This window comes from Peribacillus sp. NPDC055009 (genome assembly GCF_053608705.1).
Map to the genome: position 1 here is coordinate 1 of NZ_JBSGVZ010000036.1, position 20,498 is coordinate 20,498.

Genomic DNA, 20,498 nt, shown 5'->3' on the forward strand with positions numbered 1-20,498 from the left:
ATATTAACTTTTATAAGTATTAATATTATTAAGTAAAGAGTTTACCAGTTTAATTATTTTTTGTCATGTAATTTATTCGGAAAAATGGTGGGAAATAAATACAGAGAAATAGTAAAAATTTGAATTTTTTTTAGTTTTAAGGATATATGGAAAGTAAAGTTGACATTGGAATGCCATTTAATTAAATTTAAGAGGTAGGATTGTCCTATATAAGGAGTGAGAAGGCTGGAATTTAAATGGGAAGTAACTAATAGTATAGAAATGCAGATTTTTCGGATTAGGAAGAAGCTTAGGGCCATCGTAGCAAAAAATCTTCAGCCTTATGGATTAACATCGCCTCAGTTTTTCATATTATTGATATTGAAAAAAGAGGGGTCGATCAAATCGACTCAGCTGGCTGACTTCTTAACCGTAAAGCCAAGTGCGATTACCGTATTTGTAGATAAGTTGGTCGAAATGGATTATGTAAAAAGGCAGCCCTCTGATAAGGATCGCAGGGTCATCAACCTTGAATTGAAAGAGGCTGGGGAAGCGATTTTGGGGAGAGTCCTTGCGGATCATAACAAATTGATGGGCAAGAACTTCAATTCATTCTCGGAAGACGAGTTGCAGGATCTTTTGAAGAAATTGGATACGATTGAAAAGGCTGCTGATAAGAACCTTTTGGATGATTGAATGAGGTCATGCTCTAAATAGAGACGAAAAAAGACGGTTCCCGGGAACCGTCTTTTTTTAATCTTCTTCATACTGGACAGATATTTCGTTATCTTCCTTATGGAAGGACTGGAAGCTGACGATCAGCTTTTCAAGGTGTTCCAATTGTTCGTCATATTCTATGACTGCAGAAATCAATGGTACAAGGCGGGCAGAGAGGTGGCCTAGGTTATCATGCATTTCGTCCACTTGATTCTGCTGTTCGAAAAAATGGGCGAGCAGCTCTTTACGACTTAAACAATCCTGGTCCCAATCTTCAATCTCCTCGATTGACTTGATTTTTTCGATATGCAGTAATATCAACTGTTCATGCTTACGGATCAAGGAATCAAGCTGCTGTAAGATGCTCCGTTGGAAATCTTCAGGCATTTGATATACTTCATTCTCGAACTTATGGATTCTCTTCAAGGTTTCAAACGCTTTTTTTGTCGTTATGATCATTTGCCGATAAACGACAAGCTTTCTTGCTTTAGCTACACTGTTCTTCTTGAAATATTCCCGTTCCTCTTTGTACATGGAATAGATATGTTCCAGATCGAGTAACTCCGCCTTCAATCGGCTGATGTCTTTTTTCAATAAAGTATGTTCTGTAGCATGTCTTGTGCTGATCCTGATCCATTTCAAGATGTCTTCGGTTACATCTGTAATGCGTGTATAAAGCTTTGCTTCGTACTTTGGAGGAATGAAAACAAGATTCACGATAAACGAAGAAACGATTCCAAGCAAAACGGAAGAGAGACGAATAAAGGCAAAATTCAGGAATTCCCCTTCCTGGCTTTCCATGATGGCGATGACCGTCACGATGGAAAGGACGATCGTTTTATCCATTTTCAATTTTAAATTGATGGTTATGACAACCATTACGGCAAGACCGATCATAAAAATATCATTTCCGAACAACAAAACGAAGGAGACAGCAACCAATGCGCCAATGATATTTCCTTGAATTTGCTCCAACACCGTTTGATATGAACGGTAAATGGTCGGCTGTATTGCAAAAATTGCAGCAATCCCAGAAAGGACAGGAGCAGGAAGGTTAAGCAGTTCCGAGAGATAAAGCGCTAAAACGATTGCTATTCCTGTTTTGAGAATGCGGGCACCAAACTTCATATATGGGTTAATCCTTTCTTTGTATTGTAATGGATCGTGGCTCTATTTATATATAGGCTTTTGCTTAAAGTTGTATTCTAACTTATTTGTTAGTACTTTACACTAAAATAAGAAGATGTAAACAAAAAGTAATATACAGGATTTTCCTAAGAGTTACAATAGCTAAAATCAAGTTTAATATATAAAGAAACGATAGGCAATTTCTTGATTGCTTTCAAGTTTGTTTTTCCATCGTTTGAAGACATTCCAGAGGTATATGACTAGAAAAGGCTGATGCTCGCATTAACGAGCATCAGCCTTTTCTTATATTTTCGGCATCACTCCGTGGAAACAGCAGGGTCCGCCTGTTCTTTAACTGGAACGACCTGAAGGAAGTGCTCTTCAGGCTTTTGAAGAAGTGCCTCTAAAGAGGCCGCTTCTTCGGTTTGGCCATGATCTTTCAATAGGGCTGTGTATTTGCCCAGAAGTTCGGCCACATCCTGCAGGCCTCTTGCGGATAGGGGCTCAATGGAAATCTTTGCCCCTTTCGCAACCCGCTTCTTAATGACCTCTTTGGTTAATCCAGATTCAGGCTGTTGCCGTAAATAAACGACACCGCCTGTCATCCCTGCGCAAATCCATGGACCGGGATCTCCCAGAACCAAACCTCTTCCATTTGTCATATATTCAAAAGCGAATCCCTTAATATTGGAAGTTACCGCAATATTACCGTTTTCCTTTTTAGGAAGCGGTTGTTTCAATAATCCTCCAATGATCATATCCGCCCCGGAAAGCCGGATTCCCGCCCTGGCATCCGCATCACCTTGGGCAATGAGAAGGCCGTGTTGTGCACCGTATCCAAACCCCTTGCCTACAGAGCCATTGTAGAACTTTCCATCTTTTCCTGGAGATTTAAAGATGGAAATATTTCCGCCAATCGATGTTTTGCCGATACCATCCTGGGCACCGCCATTCACGCTGATTGTAATTCCCTCCGTATTGTATGCCCCGAGTCCATTACCCGGGATGGAACCATCCTGGTAGGATAGGTGAACGGGGGGGAGTTTTTTGTATGATCCGTCCAATCTGCCCCTAACACGGTGACAGGACACCCTGCTGCCGAGAACACGCTGCTCGGAAGTGATTGAGCTATAGCTACGGGATTGCTGCAGATCATCTACATGCGAATCAAGATATTCAGCGCCAACGGCCACCTGCATGGAGCCTTCATTCAAATATGCCTCCGTTTCCTTATGTGAGAACGGTGTTATATCCAAGTTTTTCAATAAATAGGTTAAATCCAATGATTGTTGTCCTTTAACTTGCTGCAGTAAATCAGAACGTCCGACGATATCCTGAAGATTCTTCACCCCGAGTGATCCGGTCAAAGCTTTGAGTTCTTTTGCAAATGCATTGAACATATTCGTTAATCCCTGAACGGCTAAATCAAATTTTCGTGGAACAAAACGGCGCAGCCCGTGTTCTTTCGCCTGTGCTTCCGATTCAATTTGTGTGGCGATGCCCACATGGCAAGTGTCAAGGTGACATCCGCGGCACGTTGTACAGCCGACGGCAATCATCGAAAGGGTCCCAAAGCCTACACGGTTTGCACCAAGCAGCATTACCTTCAATACATCCATCGAGCTTTTTAACCCACCGTCAGCCCAAATTTCAACGTTCTGTCGGATACCTGACTCAAGCAGTGCATTATGGGCCGCTTTCACACCTATCTCAACTGGCAGGCCAACATGCGCGAGTGCATGGATCCTGGCAGCACCCGTTCCGCCATCAAAACCGGAAAGCGTTATGATATCTGCCCCCGCTTTTGCGACGCCGACAGCAATCGTACCAATGTTAGGAACGACTGGTACTTTGACGGCAACTTTTGCTTTGTCGTTTGCCGTTTTTAGCTCATGGATCATTTGGGCCAAATCTTCAATTGAGTATATATCATGATTATTGGAAGGGGAGATCAAATCGGAACCGATTGTTGCATTTCGGGCTTCTGCGATTTTCGCTGTGACCTTGGAACCTGGAAGGTGACCGCCTTCACCAGGTTTTGCCCCTTGCCCAATTTTAATTTCCAATAGATTTGAAGAGTTCAATAGTTCTGCATTGACACCGAAACGGCCGGAAGCGATTTGCTGTCCGCGCGATTTCGGGTATTTGCCAAGCATATCCTTTATTTCCCCGCCTTCACCATTCATGCTGATCATGCCTAACCTCTCGGCAGCTTCTGCATAGGCCCGGAAAGCAATCTCATTTTGTGACCCAAAAGACATGGAGGCAATGACGAACGGCAATTCCTGTTCGCCGACCGAAAGACTGACTTCTTCAGAAGGGATGGAAGCATCTGAAGTTTTTAATGATGTCAAGTGGCGGATCGTCGTAGGATTGGATTCTTCCTGCTCGGTGATCTTTTCGCGATAAGCATCATAGTCCCCGGTTGAAGCAACTTCCCCGATAGACTTCCAAATCCTTGGGAACAAATGGAAGGTTTTGCCCATCCGTTCTTTTTCATTGCCGTAATCTTCTGCACGCTGGATGGCATCGGCCTTGATTTTATCAAAATTATAGTCCAGATCATTGGATCCGAAGAAGTTAGCCACATTTAAATATTTCGCGATTTCCTCATGTAAACCGATGCTTGAGAAAAGTCTTCCATAGCCGCGAAGCTCATGAATGCCAATGGTGGAGATAACTTTCTCAAGACCTTTCGTCAAGGAGTTATATAGATTGCTAACCCCCTTGAGGTCATCCGAAGATAAGGAAAGGAACATATAATAGGGGCTGATTAAGTTGGCCCCAAGACCATAAGAAACGATGATATCATGCAGTGACCTTAGCGATGCTGAACGTAAAAGTATGGAACAATCACGGCGCTTGCCTGTACGGACCAACGCTTGATCGACGGCTGAGGTGACAAGGTGGGGATCAAGCCAAAGGTTGCCGTTTTGATGGGCAAGGGCGTCATCCAGTACGAGCAGCGTTTTTCCTTCATCCACTGCAGTGACACTTTCATCCGTAATCCTGGTCAAGGCATCCGTGATGTTTTCATCCTCTTTGAACGTGCTTGAAATGAAGTGTACGAGTTTTTGATCTTGGTTATATTTAATGAACTGATCATAGCTTGGCTGCGATACGATAGATGAACACTCATAACCCGTTGACCCTTCAATCAATAAGGGAGTCAGCAGCTCCGTAACCTTTCCTGCCTTATTCGCTTCGAAAAGGGAAGGACGTTTTCCGATGATCGTTCTTGTTGAGAAGTGCTCGGTTTCCCGGTCCCGGTCGATCGCAGGGTTGGTTACAACGGCCACACTTTCCTTAATGAAATCAGCAATGTTGGTCCGTTGGGGATTAAGTGCTGCGAGTGGCGCATCATGACCAAGTGAACGAATGGGCTCAGCACCTTTTTCGGCCATCTGTTCCACTAATTGGACATGCTCCCTTTCCCACCCAAAGGCTTTATACTGACCATTATGAATGGCTTGCGTATTTGTCATGGAGACAACCTTTTCAAACACTTGTTGCTGTAAGCGAACTCGGTCATTGGAAAGGACGAAACGATTATTGAAGAGTTCAAATACTTTATCCTGGTAATCCTTGTATGTGTACAATTCAATGCTGTCGCCGTTCCATTTCAAACCGATTTTTTCCCCTGGCCCCATCGGTTTCGGATCTCCGGTATATTCACTGGAAGGGATGATTCCTGGTTCGGAAGTGAACATATAAGATGATTCCGTTTCAATATTCCATAGTGGGCGCAAGCCTAAAGAGTCGACTGAGAACACGGCTTCATCGCCGAAACGGGAGATGATGCCTGCCGGACCTTGTGCAAAATGACCCCATGCTTCCCTTAAATACGTATATAAGTCTTGTAAGTGCTCGGGATATTCCTTGATTTCATTGATGATTGGCGGGAACATAAGATCGACAGCTTCAAATAAAGAGTAGCCATGACGGCAGATGAAAGTTTCGATCGTTTTGTTTAAATCCTGTGAGTCGCTTCCATCTTTAGCGATGGGAACTCCGATCATTTTTGCTTCATCACGCAATTTGGCGATGGTATTGATTTCGCCATTATGTCCAAGTACACTGAAAGGCTGGACCCGGAAGAAGCTTGATAGAGTATTAGTTGAAAAACGATTATGCCCCAGTGTCATGGTGGAGGCAGCCAAAGGGTCGGCAAGATCAAGATAATAGGCAGGGAGCGTATCTCCAGCACCCATCACTTTGTATACCGCATGATGCTGGCTTAAAGATGCAACATGGATGAAATCACTTTTTTCGATGTCGGAAGTCAGCTCAAAAAGAACATTTGAAAGCTCCTGGTTGTTATTGATGGTGGAGGAACAGGCAAATTGCCAGAACACTGGGTCTTCTTGAATGGCAATCGGTCCCAATGCCTCGGAATGGTAGGCTTTATCCGTTTCGAATATCAATGAGAGACCATGCTGGAGCAGTTTCTCCTTGACTTCGATTTTTAAGTCGTTAGCTTCTGTTTTTTTACTTAAAAATAAATGGCCGACAATGAAGGTATCTTGATCGACGATGCTTGAATCGACATTTACCGCTTCAAGCTTCTTTTTCCAAAGAGCACGGGGAATATCGATATGGATGCCGGCGCCATCGCCCTCACCATTGATGAAGCCGCAGCGATGGTTCATTTTAACCAGGGCGTCGATACAGGCAAAGATGTTTTCGTTAGTAGGGATCTTCTTTTTTTCGATGCAGGAAACGATACCGCAGGCATCATGTTCTTCCTTGTGAAATTCTTTGAATGTAGCAGGTGTCCATTGTTGGGTCATATATGTGGCTTGAATAAGGTTACCCTTATTCGCTGCCTTTCACCTCCTGTAGCATGTGTTTAATGGGGGAAATATTAGTAAACCCGAACAATAGTCCAAGTTTTGATAGATTGAAAGAAAGTGTATAAATGTATATAAATGTATCCATATCATATCATTTAAATATTCAGAAATCAATTTTTTATACAATGGACTGGATGCTGTGATTGGCGAGATTTTTGTGTGGAGTGGCTTCAAATGCCAATATTAAAGATTTGTTACAGGGAAATAAGAAACCCTCAAGATTGATGTACATCCTGAGGGTGTATAAAAAATGCATAATTATGCTGATTCGATTTATTATATTAGGTTTTTGAATGCATGTTCAACCGCTTTTAGAGTATAAGCGATATCATCATCCGTGTGAGCAATCGTCAAGAACCAGGCTTCGTATTTGGAAGGTGCCAAATTGATTCCCTGGTTTAGCATGAGTTTGAAGAACTTAGCGAACATTTCGCCATCCGTATTTTCCGCCTGCTCATAGTTTTCAATTTTTTCTGTCGTGAAATAGATCGTCAACGCCCCTTTAAGGCGGTTGATGGTGATCGGTACATTATATTGGCGGGCTGCTTTCAGGATACCTTCTTCAAGGATTTTCCCCAGCCGGTCCAGCTCGTCATACAGCCCCTCTTCTTTAAGTACTTCTAAGCAAGCTATCCCGGAAAGCATGGAAGCCGGATTTCCTGCCATCGTACCCGCTTGATAGGCCGGTCCCAGCGGTGCGACAGAATCCATGATCTCTTTTTTACCGCCATAGGCACCAATAGGAAGCCCGCCCCCGATGATTTTACCAAGCGCGGTCAAATCGGGTTGAATTCCCAAAAAGTCCTGTGCCCCTCCGTACATGAAGCGGAACGCTGTGATGACCTCGTCGAAAATGACTAGTGATCCGGCTTCGTGAGATAATGAAATGACTTCTTCCAAAAAGCCGGGGCTTGGCTCCACGATTCCGAAGTTGCCGACGATCGGTTCAACCAGCACGCCAGCAATTTCATTACCCCATTTATCCAGTGCTTCTTTAAATGGCTCAATATCATTGAAAGGTACCGTGATGACTTCTTGTGCGATGCTTTTGGGAACGCCGGCAGAGTCCGGTGTTCCTAAAGTGGACGGGCCAGAGCCTGCAGCGACGAGAACAAGGTCGGAATGTCCATGGTAACAGCCTGCAAACTTAATGATCTTATCGCGTCCTGTGTAAGCGCGGGCAACGCGGATGGTGGACATGACGGACTCGGTTCCTGAATTGGTGAAGCGGACTTTATCCATGGATGGTATGGCTTCTTTCAACATTTTGGCAAATTTGACTTCATGTTTGGTCGGTGTGCCGTATAAAACGCCCGTTTCTGCTGCTTTAACGATCGCCTCCGTAATATGTGGATGCGCATGACCTGTGATGATCGGGCCATATGCAGCTAAGTAATCGATATATTTATTGCCATCAACATCCCAGAAATAAGCACCTTTGGCATGATCCATCGCAACAGGTGAACCGCCGCCTACAGCTTTGTAGGAACGGGATGGGCTGTTAACCCCGCCAACGATATGTTCCAATGCCTCTTTATGTAAAAGCTCCGAATTACTAAAATCCAATCTTAAAACCTCCTAAAAATATAAACATATTTCCCCTTAATCATAGCACTTTTCTCTCTGGAAATCTGGGGTGGAAGGCTAGGAAATGTGATTCGTACCCTGGTGGAAACGCAGCACCCCCAGAAGAATCAGGATTCCGGGCCAACATTTTTTTGGGGGGATTTCAAAACTCCTGTTATGAAAGTAAGAATGGCCAAGATGGTGTCAGGGTTTTCGATGTCGAAGGATTGGCGGTTCATTTCGCCCTGGGCTTGGTAATAGATTAGCTGGCCGGTCCCTTTCTCTTCATTAATGAGGAGGTGGAAACTGATGGGTGTGCTTTCGATGGACCCGCTGGAATCCCTTTGGATGACCTGGCATAATAATTCACCGTACTCATCTTCATAAAGGAAGTCATATCGAAGGTCGAAAACGACTTTTTCAATTTGGGATAGTAATAATTTTTTGATATTCATAGCATACTCGTCTCCTTTATATAAGTATCTGGTACAACGGCCATTTCCTCCCTGAAAATGGTATATGGCATCCAAGCATTTTTATTGTCTAAAAAGGTTGGTTTGGATAAACTAATTCATTAGGACAAGAGATTACGGAGGATGTAACAGGATGAGTGATGCAATTCAAGTGAAACAGCTTCGGAAGGAATTTAAGTCGGCATCAAGCCGTTCAGGGCTAAAGGGTGCCTTCCGGGATTTACTTACCAGAAATTATAAGGTCGTCCCTGCCGTCAATGATATCAATTTTACTGTAAAAAAGGGTGAGATGGTAGCTTATATCGGGGAAAATGGTGCAGGGAAATCGACCACGATCAAAATGCTGACAGGTATTTTGGAACCGACAGCAGGTGAAATCACGGTCAATGGCATGAATCCGCATGAAGAAAGGGAAAAGTTCACCCAGACAATCGGAGTCGTATTCGGTCAGCGCTCACAGCTTTGGTGGGATATTGCGGTTCAAGAATCGTTTAGGCTGTTAAAAAAGGTCTATAAGGTAACGGATGAACAATATAACGATCATATGGAACATGTCATCAAGACGCTTGATATCGGTCCTTTGCTGGACAAACCAGTGCGTAAACTCTCGCTTGGTCAGCGAATGCGCTGTGAGCTTGCGGCAGCTTTGATCCACAATCCGCCTTTGCTGTTCCTGGATGAGCCGACAATTGGACTTGATGTGCTCGTGAAAATGAAGATTCGTGAGTTCCTGAAAGAAATCAATGAGAAATATAATACGACAATCCTTTTGACTACACATGATCTAGGAGACATTGAAGCATTATGTGAGCGTGTAATCATGCTTGATGAAGGACAAATCATCTATGATGGGGAATTGCAGAGTTTGAAAGATAACTGGGCTGAGGAAAAACAGATTCATTTTCAATTCATCGAGCCGATCGCATTGAAGGAATTACGATCATTAGCGCTCCCATTTACCGCTAACTGGGTTTATGATGAGAAAAATCAAACTTACATTGCCTTGTTGAAAGAAGAAAGTGATCATATTTCACAGCTTGTTTCAGCTGTCGTATCTCATTTTAAAATAAAAGACATCAAAATCCATGAAACGTCCATTGAAGAGATCGTTCGCAATATTTACGAAGAAGGCACTGTCTGACTCTCTTATCAATAAGAAACAACGTGTCTATCAAGAAGGGGGAGGGCCATGGGGAAGTATCTTGCCATGATCCGCATGCGTTTTTTAATGATGCTTGCGTATCGAACGGATTATTATACCGGCATTTTAATTTATAGCATTAATATCGGTGCTTATTATTTCTTATGGAATGCGATATATGGAGAAAAAAGCTCCATCGAAGGACTTTCAAGCATGCAGATGACAACCTATGTCGCGGTTGCATGGATGGCGCGCGCTTTTTATTTCAATAATATTGACCGCGAAATCGCAACTGAGATTAAAGACGGCAAGGTTGCCATTGAGATGATCCGGCCTTATAACTATTTAGGCATGAAAACGATGCAAGGACTTGGGGAAGGGATATTCCGTTTCTTCTTCTTCTCAATTCCGGGGATGCTGCTGGTAGCTTTCATTTTTCCTATCGAATTGCCGCACGAGCCGGCTACGTGGGGGATGTTCGGCATTTCCTTGCTGTTCAGCTTCATCATCAATACACAAATTAACTTATTGACGGGAATCACTACCTTTTTCTTATATAATAATGCCGGATTAATTCGCGCTAAAAGGGTTATCATTGATTTATTTTCCGGCCTGCTGCTGCCCATCAGTTTCTATCCTATATGGGCGCAGGAAGTGATGAAATATTTACCCTTTCAAGGGATCAGCTATGTACCAAGCATGATATTTACGAACGGGTACAGTTCAGGCGAAATTGGCATGGCGCTTTTACAGCAGTTAATTTGGTGCATCATTCTCATAATACCGATTCAGCTTTTATGGATAGTCGCAAAAAAACAGCTGATTATTCAAGGAGGTTGACGGGATGTTTTATGTATCGATGTTTTTTCAATATGTGAGTCAATATATGAAAACAAGACTGCAATATAGAGCCGATTTCTTCATGGAAATCCTATCTGACCTGCTGAATCAGGTCGTGAATCTGGTATTTATCTTAGTCGTTTTTGGACATACCCAATTTTTAAGCGGCTGGAGCCGTGAAGAAATCATATTCATTTATGGATTTTTCCTTATCCCATTCGCCCTTTTTTCAGCCTTTTTCAACATCTGGGATTTTAATGACCGCTATATCGTCAAAGGTGAAATGGACCGGATATTAACAAGACCGATACATAGCCTGTTTCAAGTCATTTTAGAAAGAATCGAGCTTGAAGCGTTATTTGGTGTTGTGACCGGTTTGATCATTATATTCTATTCGGGGATTTCATTGGATCTGCAGCTTGCGTGGTATGACCCGATTCTTTTCATCATTTTTGCAATAGGCGGGGCCCTTGCTTATGCAGCCATATTCGTTGCGATAGCAAGCATTGGTTTCTGGTCGGATGCGAAAACATCCATCATGCCAATGATGTACAATATCGGGAACTATGGGCGCTATCCTGTTGATATTTATAATAAGGTCATTCGTTTTGTCCTTACATGGGTGCTGCCATTCGCGTTTGTTGGTGTCTATCCGGCATCTTATTTCCTTAGAAAAGAAGAGTGGTATGCATATGCATTTGCCACACCTGTAATTGGGGTAGCCTTTTTCATGATATCCGTATTCATATGGAATCAGGGAGTGAAGAGGTACCGCGGTGCAGGGAACTGAAAGAAACCCCTTCAACAGCATTCATGTTGAAGGGGTTTTTGTTTATTTGCGTTTATTCTTTCTTTCAATATATCTTGCTTGTGCTTGAACATATAGCTGCTTTTCCACTTCGGTTTCCGGAATGACCTGTGGTACGTTTGTCGGCTTACCGCCTTCATCAATGGCCAGCATCGTTAAAAAAGCACGGGCCGTAAGCTGTTTCTCACCTGTTAATAGGTTTTCGCGCTCCACTTTCACGAATACCTCCATTGATGTGCGATGGGCACAGGTGACATAAGCTTCAAGGTTGATCGCATCCCCCGTCTTGATGGGGGCCAAAAAATCAAAAGAGTCGCTTGAAGCAGTCACAACGGGTTTTCGACAATGGCGCATAGCTGAAATGCAGGCTATTTTATCAACATAGGCCATTACTTTTCCGCCAAAGATGGTATTGTGATGATTTGTATCCGGTGGAAAAACAAGGTCGGTTAAAAAAGTCCGTGACTGCTGTGTTGGGTGGGCAACTTGCTTTTCAATCATTTGCCGGTTGGTTTAGCTAACAGGTTTTCACGGACGATTTTTGCTGCTTCGACCATGTTTTTCAGGGATGCGACGGTTTCCGGGATACCCCTTGTTTTCAGTCCGCAGTCAGGATTGATCCAAAACTGGTCTTTATCCAATACCTTGATCCCACGTTCGATCATATCGACCATTTCTTCCACTGCCGGCACACGCGGGCTGTGAATGTCATACACACCTAGACCAATACCTTTTTCATATGTTTTTTCCTCGAATGCGGAAGCAAGCTCCCCATGACTGCGGGATGTTTCGATGGAAATTACATCGGCGTCGAGGGAGGAGATGACATCCATGAAACTGTTGAAGTCGCAATAGCACATATGCGTATGAATTTGGGTTGTATCCTCCACGCTTGATGTCGATATCAAGAACGAATTCACAGCCCAGTTCAAATATTCGTCGCGATCGCTTTTTTTCAATGGCAGACCTTCTCTAAGTGCAGGCTCATCGACCTGAATCATTTTGATTCCAGCGGATTCCAATGCAATGACTTCTTTTTCCAAAGCGAGTGCCAGCTGATAGCATACATTCTCCCTGGAAATATCATCACGGACAAATGACCAGTTCAAAATCGTAACAGGACCTGTAAGCATTCCCTTTACCGTCTTCTTCGTCAGTGATTGTGCGTATACACTTTTCCTGACTGTCATCGGTTCGATGAAATGGATGTCGCCGTAGATGACTGGCGGTTTCACACAGCGGGATCCATAGGATTGTACCCACCCCTTTTCTAAAAAGACGAATCCACCTAACTTATGGCCGAAGTATTCAACCATATCCGTTCGTTCGAATTCCCCATGAACAAGGACATCCAAACCGATTTCTTCTTGGATTTCGATCCACCTGCCGATTTCTTCGTTAACGAATGTTTCATATTGCGAAGCGGTCCATTCTCCTCTTTTGAATTTCCCGCGTGCTTGTTTAACATCAAATGTCTGCGGAAAGCTGCCGATCGTAGTCGAAGGAAGAAAAGGCAATTTGAAAAATGCCTGTTGTTTTTGGTAACGCTCTTTAAATGGAAGCTGACGGCCGGCGGTCCTGGTTTTAACCTTTTCGACATTGGATTTTACAGTTCCGTGATTCCGGGCATTTGAACTTGCTAACGTTTGAAGCGTGAATTTATTTGCATCGACTTTCTCGGCGATTGCTTCAAAGCCTTGATTATTCCCTTTGACCAAGAGTGTGATTTCCTCGAGTTTCTCATCAGCGAAAGCAAGGGCCTCTTTCACTTCGTTTGATAGGGCGGTTTCATTACGAACGGTCACCGGGACATGAAGCAAGGAACAAGAGGGCTGAAGCCAGATTCGGTCTTCGGCTACCATTGTCTTAAGAGTCTCGATCAATTGGATTTTTTTCGATAAATCAGAAAGCCAAATGTTTTTTCCGTCAATCAAACCTGCAGCAAGCACTTTGTCCTTCGGAAAGCCGAATGCTTCCAGGTTGCTTAGATTCCTCCCTTTGTCATGTACAAAATCAAGACCGATTCCTTGGACTTGTAATTCGATGACTTCCTGGTAATGTTCCACGGCATCAAAGTATGTTTGTAGCATGATGTTCAGGTTTGGTGCTGCTTCATTCAGTTTTTCATAGAGGTAAGTAACAGTTTGCATATCTTCTTTGGAAATCGATGAAACAAGTGAAGGTTCGTCCATTTGAACCCACTTCACGCCTTCTTGCTCCAACTCCCGGAGGATTTGCGTGTATAGGGGAAGCAGGCTCAGGATGATGCCAGGGATATCTTGTTTTTTGAAGCCTTTGGAAAGGGAGATGAAAGTATAAGGACCGATCAACACGGGCTTTGTTTCAATTCCTAGCTTTTCCTTGGCTTCCCGATATGCTGCAAGTGGTTTATTTTCCGTTAACGTCAGCTGTGGCACCTTTAATTCAGGGACAATATAGTGATAGTTCGTATTGAACCATTTCGTCATTTCGGAAGCGACTTCATCATTGTTTCCGCGAGCCATTGAATAATAAACGGAAAGGGGAACGCTTCCGCTTTCATAGGCTGAATAACGTTCAGGAACAAGACCGAACATTACGGACATATCGAGCATTTGATCATAGAAAGTGAAGTCGTTGACAGGAATGATATCAATGCCTCGTTTCTTCTGTTTTTGTAAGTTGCCTAAACGGATGGCTTTTAGTTGTGCCGTAAATTCTGCTTCATCGATTTTACCGGACCAGTAAGCTTCCAATGTACGTTTCCATTCACGATCTTCCCCGATTCGAGGGTAACCCAAACTACTGCTTTTCAATATTCCCATCCTCCTATATTCATTTAATTGAGCAATAAAAAAAGCATTCCTAACCGTCAAAAGAGATGGTTAGAAATGCTTAAAATAAAGAGGCATGCAAAATGCCCCTTACAATTATAAGGTCCCTAACACCTCCCTATCTCCCGTAGGTTAAAACAGTGTTGTCGAAATAGGCAGGTCTCCTGACTTAGGGATTAACATTAGCGGCGGGCCTTCCCGATCCGTTGATCAGTGGCATATTGGATGGCGCTAACACTCCCATTACAGTGGCGGGACCGTCCCGGAATTACACCGGACTTCCCTTTTAATCCTAATTAAAAACTAGGAACCTATTTCCACATATGAAATTTGACAAAACCTGCCTTGATAACTGTTTGCAGGTTAAAAATTTATAAAATAAAAACTATTATAAAAATTTAGACAATCTTAACATATCCGACCAAAAGGGTCAACATGGAAAAACGATTCAGGAAAAGTATCCGGTTATAAGGTGTGTGGGTGATAAGGATGAGGTCTGTTCCTAAAAAAGAATATATTGTTTGGACAGGGAGTATGTATAGAGGAAGTGGCGTTTTGAAATGGGGCGTGGGGGATGACTTTCTACATCTTGATTGCAGGAATCATTTTTTGCATGGTGATGAGCATTCGTACGTTATTTCTTGTCGAGTCGGGAGGAAAGAAGTTTTCTCTGGAGGATATGCTGTGGCTTGGCAATTTATATGCGACGATATTAGTTGGATTTGCACTGATTTATTTATTATACGAACTTCAGAATCATTCGGTGATTCTTGATATGGGCAATCGATTGGATGGCACTTTCTATGAACAGTTGAAGACTTCTTTTTATTTTAGTGCGATGACGATGTTTTCTGTAGGGTATGGAGATATAGCCCCGATTGGAATGGGCAGGATGATAGCTACGATTCAGGCTTTCATCGGTTATACACTGCCGGCAGCGTTCGTGATCCGGACGGTGATCGATTTGGAGCACAAAGATAGGAAGGATAAATGAAAGTTGTGTTTCTTTCGATTATTGGGTACTCTTACCATAATGAAAGAAATGGAGGGTTCAATATGACTGTTAAAATTGGAGAAAAAGCACCTGATTTCAAGCTCCCTGCAAACAATGGTGAAATGGTGTCCCTATCGGATTTTAAGGGGAAATATATTGTTTTATATTTTTATCCAAAAGACATGACGCCAGGTTGCACGACGGAGGCCTGTGATTTCCGGGACCATAATGAGCAATTTGAGGAATTGAACGCGGTCATCATTGGAATCAGCCCAGACCCAGCTGCACGTCATGAAAAATTCATCGAAAAACATGGATTGCCTTTTCTGCTGCTGGCTGATGAAAATCATGAAGCGGCTGAATCATTTGATGTGTGGCAATTGAAAAAGAACTTCGGCAAGGAGTATATGGGCATTGAACGTTCAACTTTCCTGATTGATAAGGCTGGTATGGTAGTCAAAGAATGGCGTAAAGTAAAGGTCAAAGGCCATGTCGAAGAAGCTCTTCAAACTCTTCGCGACCTCGAAAAATAAGGGACAGGCAGATGAAGGATGAGCGAATAACGAAGCTTGCAGCCAGGCTGATTCATCATTCGATACAATTACAGCCAAAAGAGAGAATCCTCATACGGGGGAATATCAATACGAAACCATTATTGAAAGAGCTGATTGATGAAATATACAGAGTGGGTGCTTATCCATATGTAGAACTCGAAGACGATGAAATAAGCCGCCACCTGTTACAAGGGAATGTAAAGGAACAACTTGACACCTCTTCGCAATGGGCCTTGAAGAAATATAAGGATATCGATGCGGTAATCATCATCACCGGGGAAGAAAACGATGTGGAAATGACCGATGTTCCCATCGAGAGGCACCGTCTTCAGGGGGAGGCTATGAATTCCCCCACTCTTTTCTATGTAAACAACCGACGTTGGGTCTTGCTTAATTATCCCACCAACGCATCAGCGCAAAAAGCCGGCATGACCTTCGACAGGTACGAAGATTTTCTTTTGAATGTATGCAACATGGATTACGGGAAAATGGAGACGGCCTTGAAACCTTTAAAACAATTGATGGAACGAACTGACATAGTCAGGATCGTTTCGCCAGGAACAGATTTGACCTTTTCCATCAAAGGTATGCCGGCCGTCATATGTGCCGGAAAAAAGAATTTACCTGATGGGGAAGTGTTTACGGCACCCATAAAAGATAGTCTCAATGGTAGGATATCCTTCAACACACCAACAACCTATGAAGGATTCACCTTTAGTGACATAGAATTAAACTTGGAAAAGGGAAAAATCATTAAAGCTACTTCCAATCGTGACTCTGAAATGAACCAAATTCTGAATATTGATGAAGGGTCCCGGTTTATCGGGGAGTTCGCAATTGGGATCAATCCATACATATTGGAACCTATGGACGATATCTTGTTCGATGAGAAAATAAGCGGAAGTCTGCACTTGGCTCTTGGACTTGCCTATGAAGAAGCGGATAATGGAAACCGATCATCGATTCATTGGGATATGGTGTTGATCCAGCGTCCCGAATATGGGGGTGGTGACATCTTCTTTGACGACGTCCTGATAAGAAGGGATGGCGTTTTCATTTTGCCGGAATTAGATGCATTAAACCCAAATTCCTTAAAATAAAGCCTTTTTTAATAAGGCTAAGGCTTTTGTCCAACTCAAAAAGGGGACACCTGAATATGCTTTATTAAGGGAATACCTCCTCAGAGAAAGTTGCGCGGGACACATAGAGCCCGTGTTTTTTTATGTTAATTAAAGGGAGAGATAAACATGTTAATACTTTCAACTGTCATTCCGAATGAAGGCATCCAAAAGAAGATGACGGAAGCTTTTCCTGACTTGAGCTTCATTTATCAAAAAGGATGGACGGATGGGCCGCTTCGTGAAGCTGAAATCTTAATTACATATGGTGAAGACTTAACTGAAGAAATCATTGGGAAAGCCACGAACTTGAAATGGATCATGGTCATGAGTGCAGGGATGGAATTAATGCCATTTAAAGCCATAGAGGAAAGGGGCATTCTGGTGACGAATGCTAGAGGCATTCATAAAATACCGATGGCAGAGTATACGATAGGGATGCTTTTGCAATATGAAAAGAAATTGAAACTGCTTATGAAGAATGAAAAGGAAGAACTGTGGGATAGAAAGATTGAAGTAGGGGAATTGAACGGCAAGACGATGCTCGTTATTGGCGTGGGTGCAATCGGAGGGGAAGTGGCTCGTCTTGGGAAAGCTTTTCGGATGAAGACGATAGGAGTGAACCGGAGCGGGAAGCCAGTGGAATCCATCGATCACCTTTATGCCCTGGATAATTTATTGGAAGCCATACCGGGAGCCGATTATATCGTATCCGTCCTGCCAAGTACGGATGAAACGAAGGGCCTTCTGCAAAAAGAACACTTTGAAGCAATGAAAGAAACTGCAGTATTCGTGAATATTGGCCGCGGTGACCTGATTAACGATGAAATGTTGATCGAAGCACTGGATGCTGGGGAATTATCTCATGCCATCTTGGATGTATTTGATCCGGAACCTTTAGGAAAAGGGCATCCGTTTTGGAGGATGGAGAATGTTACAGTCACTCCGCATCTTTCAAGTAAAAGCGGAGAATATTTACCAAGAACCTTTGCCATATTCGAAAAAAATATGCGTGAATACCTGAAAGCTGGAAAAGACTTCACCAATGTAATCGACTTATCCAGGGGATACTAAACTCAATGCAAAAATGGGAAAGATTCAATGTGCTGATGAATAAACTAAAAAAGAATGGTTAAGCCATTGAATTATTGACAAATTCAACGCATAAAAGGTACACTATTTATAAACATTATAATTTAAGAATGCATACTTAATGAGAAAAAGAGGTGGATGACGGTGTCTGAAGTTCAGTTAAAAGAAGCGTTGGATTCCTTAAAAGATACCGGTGTAAGAATAACTCCTCAACGCCATGCGATACTTGAGTATTTGATAAGCTCCATGTCCCACCCTACCGCTGATGATATATATAAAGCGCTGGAAGGCAAGTTTCCGAATATGAGTGTGGCAACGGTTTATAACAACCTGCGTGTGTTCCGTGAGGTAGGTTTGGTGAAAGAACTTACGTATGGTGATTCTTCGGCAAGGTTTGATTTTGTGACGACGAATCATTATCATGTAATTTGCCAAACTTGCGGGAAAATTGTGGATTTCGATTATCCTGCATTGGATGAAGTCGAGCATTTCGCAGCACAAGTCACCGGTTTCAATGTTAGTCACCATCGGATGGAAATCTACGGCGACTGTACGGATTGTGCGAAAAAAGAATCGCATTAAAAAAAGTTCCTCCACTTGGTTGGAACTTTTTTTAATGTTATGAAGAAATGATACAATTGTTATAGACTTCTTTAAAGGGAATTCAGCTAGCCGAATTCCTTTAGTCATGCAGGCTTTTCCGGTTATATTTTTCGTTGAATTCTTCGCCTTCCAACTTTTTGTCAAGTGTCAATGGTTCTTCACAATGCATGCAAATATCTACACGCCCTAGTATTTTTGTAGGTTTGCCGCAGTTAGGACAGACAACCTGGATCGATTTTGTGGAAAGCATTCCAATCCAAAAATAAACCCCTGTACTTGCGATTATGAATAAAAGGCCCAGCCCCATGAAAATCGTCATGACAACAGGATGCGTTTTGAAGAAAAGCCCAAGGTACATTACGATGAAGCCAATGAAAATCAAACTCAAAGCAAAAGTGCGTATTTTATTGATTTTGCTAGAATATTTAGCCATGGATTGTCCCTCCTAAAATATAACTTTAACTATAACATAAACAGCGGATGGAACAAAAAAGAAATAAAGGATACATATTACTTTTGAATTGAGATGGTTTGGGGTAAGGGAGATAAGCAGGAATTTGAAGAGTTTTGTCGAAAGTCTAAAAAAAAAGGTTTTGGAGGAATTTATGATGGAAGATATCCTTCGCCCGATTTATCAAGAGCGAGCAAGTTTAAAATCTACACTTGGAATCTTGTTAATAGAAAAAAGGGATGATAATAGCCCGATTACCGATACATTTGACTACATCCTTTTTGTGATTGCAGACGAAGCCGAAGAGGCCGTGTTTTTAAAGCATTACACTTACCGGGATAAAAAGGCAGCCTTGCATATCGTACAGGAAGACCAGTTAAAAGAATGGCTTCTATTAGGTACGAACCGCAAAGTGGTTGACTGGATATATAACGGGAAGGTTCTTTTTGACCGGAATGAATATTTGGACCGTTTGAAAACAGAAATCCGGGAGTTCCCCTTCTATGGAAGGAAGTTAAAGATGGGGATGGAGTTTGCGAAGTTAATTCGCAGGTACATGGATGGGAAAAGCTTCTTTGAAAAAGGCCATTATCTGGAGGCATACAACCATATCGTTCATTCCTTGCATCACTTGGCCCGTTTGGAAATAATAGAACAAGGTTTTTATCCGGAGGTTACGGTCTGGAACCAAGTGAAGCATATGGAACCTGAGATCTATAAGTTATATAAAGAATTGATCAGCAGCGAGGAAACACTCGAAAAAAGATTGGAGCTTCTTTTCCTTGCGAGCGAATTTCTTATTTATTCGAGGACGAATGCAGGTTCACAGCATTTGATCGAAATAATGGGGACGAAAGAAGATCCGTGGACGATTGCGGAGCTTATGGAGCATCCGGAAGTTAAGTTTTATTCAGTCGACCTGGGTGTTTTATTGGAATATTTGATAGAGAAGAAGGTTATCGACGTCATCAAGGCGGAGACAAAAGGTCACGAGGTATATCACCGGTTTTATCGGGTATCAAAAAACTTTTAAAAAAATGCATTTTTATTGTTGACCAATAGTAATATAGGTGTTATATTAATACATGTCGCTGCGGGACATCAGCTTTCGCAGCTTCATCAAAACAAAAAAATAAAAAAACATGTTGACAACAATGTTGGAGACATGGTAAGATGTAAAAGTCGCTTACGAAGTAAACGACAACGAAATTGCTCTTTGAAAACTGAACAAAACAAAGCGCCAACGTTAAATTTTAAGTGAGCACACACTATTAAAAAAGCAAATGAGCAAGTCAAACATTTCTTCGGAGAGTTTGATCCTGGCTCAGGACGAACGCTGGCGGCGTGCCTAATACATGCAAGTCGAGC

17 protein-coding genes, 1 rRNA gene and 1 riboswitch are annotated in these 20,498 nt (G+C 42.6%); of the genes, 11 read left to right on the forward strand and 7 right to left on the reverse strand.

The features are described 5' to 3' along the window. Positions 1–216: 216 nt before the first annotated feature. Entirely contained in the window at positions 217–675 is a 459-nt protein-coding gene (locus ACWF5P_RS26640) for a MarR family winged helix-turn-helix transcriptional regulator (RefSeq protein WP_082196714.1), read from the forward strand. 57 nt (positions 676–732) lie between these two features. On the opposite strand, the gene ACWF5P_RS26645 is transcribed toward ACWF5P_RS26640, so the two are convergent. The 4 genes from ACWF5P_RS26645 to ACWF5P_RS26660 all read right to left on the reverse strand — a co-directional run bounded on the left by ACWF5P_RS26645 (position 733) and on the right by ACWF5P_RS26660 (position 8,698). Next, entirely contained in the window at positions 733–1,824 is a 1,092-nt protein-coding gene (locus tag ACWF5P_RS26645) for an FUSC family protein (protein WP_230178792.1), read from the reverse strand. 317 nt (positions 1,825–2,141) lie between these two features. Further along, positions 2,142–6,614, reverse strand: a complete 4,473-nt coding sequence (locus ACWF5P_RS26650; protein ID WP_434167898.1) for a glutamate synthase-related protein — start codon at positions 6,612–6,614, stop codon at positions 2,142–2,144. Positions 6,615–6,953: 339 nt separating this feature from the next. Then, complete coding sequence (locus ACWF5P_RS26655; RefSeq protein WP_350300256.1) at positions 6,954–8,243, reverse strand: glutamate-1-semialdehyde 2,1-aminomutase; 1,290 nt, start codon at positions 8,241–8,243, stop codon at positions 6,954–6,956. A gap of 128 nt (positions 8,244–8,371) precedes the next feature. Continuing rightward, entirely contained in the window at positions 8,372–8,698 is a 327-nt protein-coding gene (locus tag ACWF5P_RS26660) for a hypothetical protein (protein ID WP_434167897.1), read from the reverse strand. 151 nt (positions 8,699–8,849) lie between these two features. Between ACWF5P_RS26660 and ACWF5P_RS26665 the strand changes: the two genes are divergently transcribed. Genes ACWF5P_RS26665 through ACWF5P_RS26675 form a run of 3 tightly spaced genes read left to right on the forward strand, consistent with a single transcriptional unit; the run spans position 8,850 to position 11,487 of the window. Next, the gene (locus ACWF5P_RS26665) at positions 8,850–9,857 is read left to right on the forward strand and encodes an ATP-binding cassette domain-containing protein (protein WP_434167896.1); all 1,008 of its coding nucleotides are present in this window, start codon (positions 8,850–8,852) and stop codon (positions 9,855–9,857) included. Positions 9,858–9,905: 48 nt separating this feature from the next. Next, the gene (locus ACWF5P_RS26670) at positions 9,906–10,697 is read left to right on the forward strand and encodes an ABC transporter permease (protein ID WP_072272421.1); all 792 of its coding nucleotides are present in this window, start codon (positions 9,906–9,908) and stop codon (positions 10,695–10,697) included. A 4-nt stretch (positions 10,698–10,701) separates the two neighbouring features. After that, complete coding sequence (locus ACWF5P_RS26675) at positions 10,702–11,487, forward strand: ABC transporter permease (protein WP_101225968.1); 786 nt, start codon at positions 10,702–10,704, stop codon at positions 11,485–11,487. A gap of 42 nt (positions 11,488–11,529) precedes the next feature. Here ACWF5P_RS26675 and ACWF5P_RS26680 read toward each other — a convergent pair whose 3' ends face one another. Together ACWF5P_RS26680 and metE are read right to left on the reverse strand one after the other, a co-directional pair. After that, the gene (locus tag ACWF5P_RS26680; protein WP_434167895.1) at positions 11,530–12,006 is read right to left on the reverse strand and encodes a hotdog domain-containing protein; all 477 of its coding nucleotides are present in this window, start codon (positions 12,004–12,006) and stop codon (positions 11,530–11,532) included. Beyond that, positions 12,003–14,309 (reverse strand): 5-methyltetrahydropteroyltriglutamate--homocysteine S-methyltransferase, encoded by a 2,307-nt coding sequence (metE, locus tag ACWF5P_RS26685; RefSeq protein ID WP_452445520.1) that lies wholly within the window; start codon positions 14,307–14,309, stop codon positions 12,003–12,005. Before metE ends, ACWF5P_RS26680 begins: the two co-directional genes overlap by 4 nt. Positions 14,310–14,455: 146 nt before the next feature. Further along, positions 14,456–14,648: riboswitch (cobalamin riboswitch) on the reverse strand. 244 nt (positions 14,649–14,892) lie between these two features. On the opposite strand from metE, the gene ACWF5P_RS26690 reads away from it, so the two are divergent. The 5 genes from ACWF5P_RS26690 (at position 14,893) to perR (ending at position 18,658) form a co-directional block, all read left to right on the forward strand. After that, on the forward strand, positions 14,893–15,312 hold the full coding sequence (locus tag ACWF5P_RS26690) for a potassium channel family protein (RefSeq protein ID WP_101225970.1): 420 nt from the start codon (positions 14,893–14,895) through the stop codon (positions 15,310–15,312). A 62-nt stretch (positions 15,313–15,374) separates the two neighbouring features. Continuing rightward, on the forward strand, positions 15,375–15,845 hold the full coding sequence (gene bcp / locus ACWF5P_RS26695; RefSeq protein WP_402944826.1) for a thioredoxin-dependent thiol peroxidase: 471 nt from the start codon (positions 15,375–15,377) through the stop codon (positions 15,843–15,845). A gap of 11 nt (positions 15,846–15,856) precedes the next feature. After that, positions 15,857–16,966 carry an aminopeptidase gene (locus ACWF5P_RS26700; protein WP_434167892.1) on the forward strand — a complete coding sequence of 370 codons (1,110 nt, stop codon included), beginning with the start codon at positions 15,857–15,859 and terminating at the stop codon, positions 16,964–16,966. Between the two features lie 147 nt (positions 16,967–17,113). Then, positions 17,114–18,058 (forward strand): D-2-hydroxyacid dehydrogenase, encoded by a 945-nt coding sequence (locus ACWF5P_RS26705; protein ID WP_402944820.1) that lies wholly within the window; start codon positions 17,114–17,116, stop codon positions 18,056–18,058. Positions 18,059–18,214: 156 nt separating this feature from the next. After that, complete coding sequence (gene perR, locus ACWF5P_RS26710; protein ID WP_076371177.1) at positions 18,215–18,658, forward strand: peroxide-responsive transcriptional repressor PerR; 444 nt, start codon at positions 18,215–18,217, stop codon at positions 18,656–18,658. Between the two features lie 100 nt (positions 18,659–18,758). Here the strand turns inward: perR and ACWF5P_RS26715 are convergent, their stop codons facing one another. After that, positions 18,759–19,112 (reverse strand): YgzB family protein, encoded by a 354-nt coding sequence (locus ACWF5P_RS26715; RefSeq protein WP_101225973.1) that lies wholly within the window; start codon positions 19,110–19,112, stop codon positions 18,759–18,761. A gap of 175 nt (positions 19,113–19,287) precedes the next feature. Between ACWF5P_RS26715 and ACWF5P_RS26720 the strand changes: the two genes are divergently transcribed. Continuing rightward, on the forward strand, positions 19,288–20,163 hold the full coding sequence (locus ACWF5P_RS26720) for a nucleotidyltransferase-like protein (protein WP_101225974.1): 876 nt from the start codon (positions 19,288–19,290) through the stop codon (positions 20,161–20,163). Positions 20,164–20,431: 268 nt separating this feature from the next. Beyond that, positions 20,432–20,498: ribosomal RNA gene (locus ACWF5P_RS26725) — 16S ribosomal RNA — on the forward strand; the annotation flags it as partial.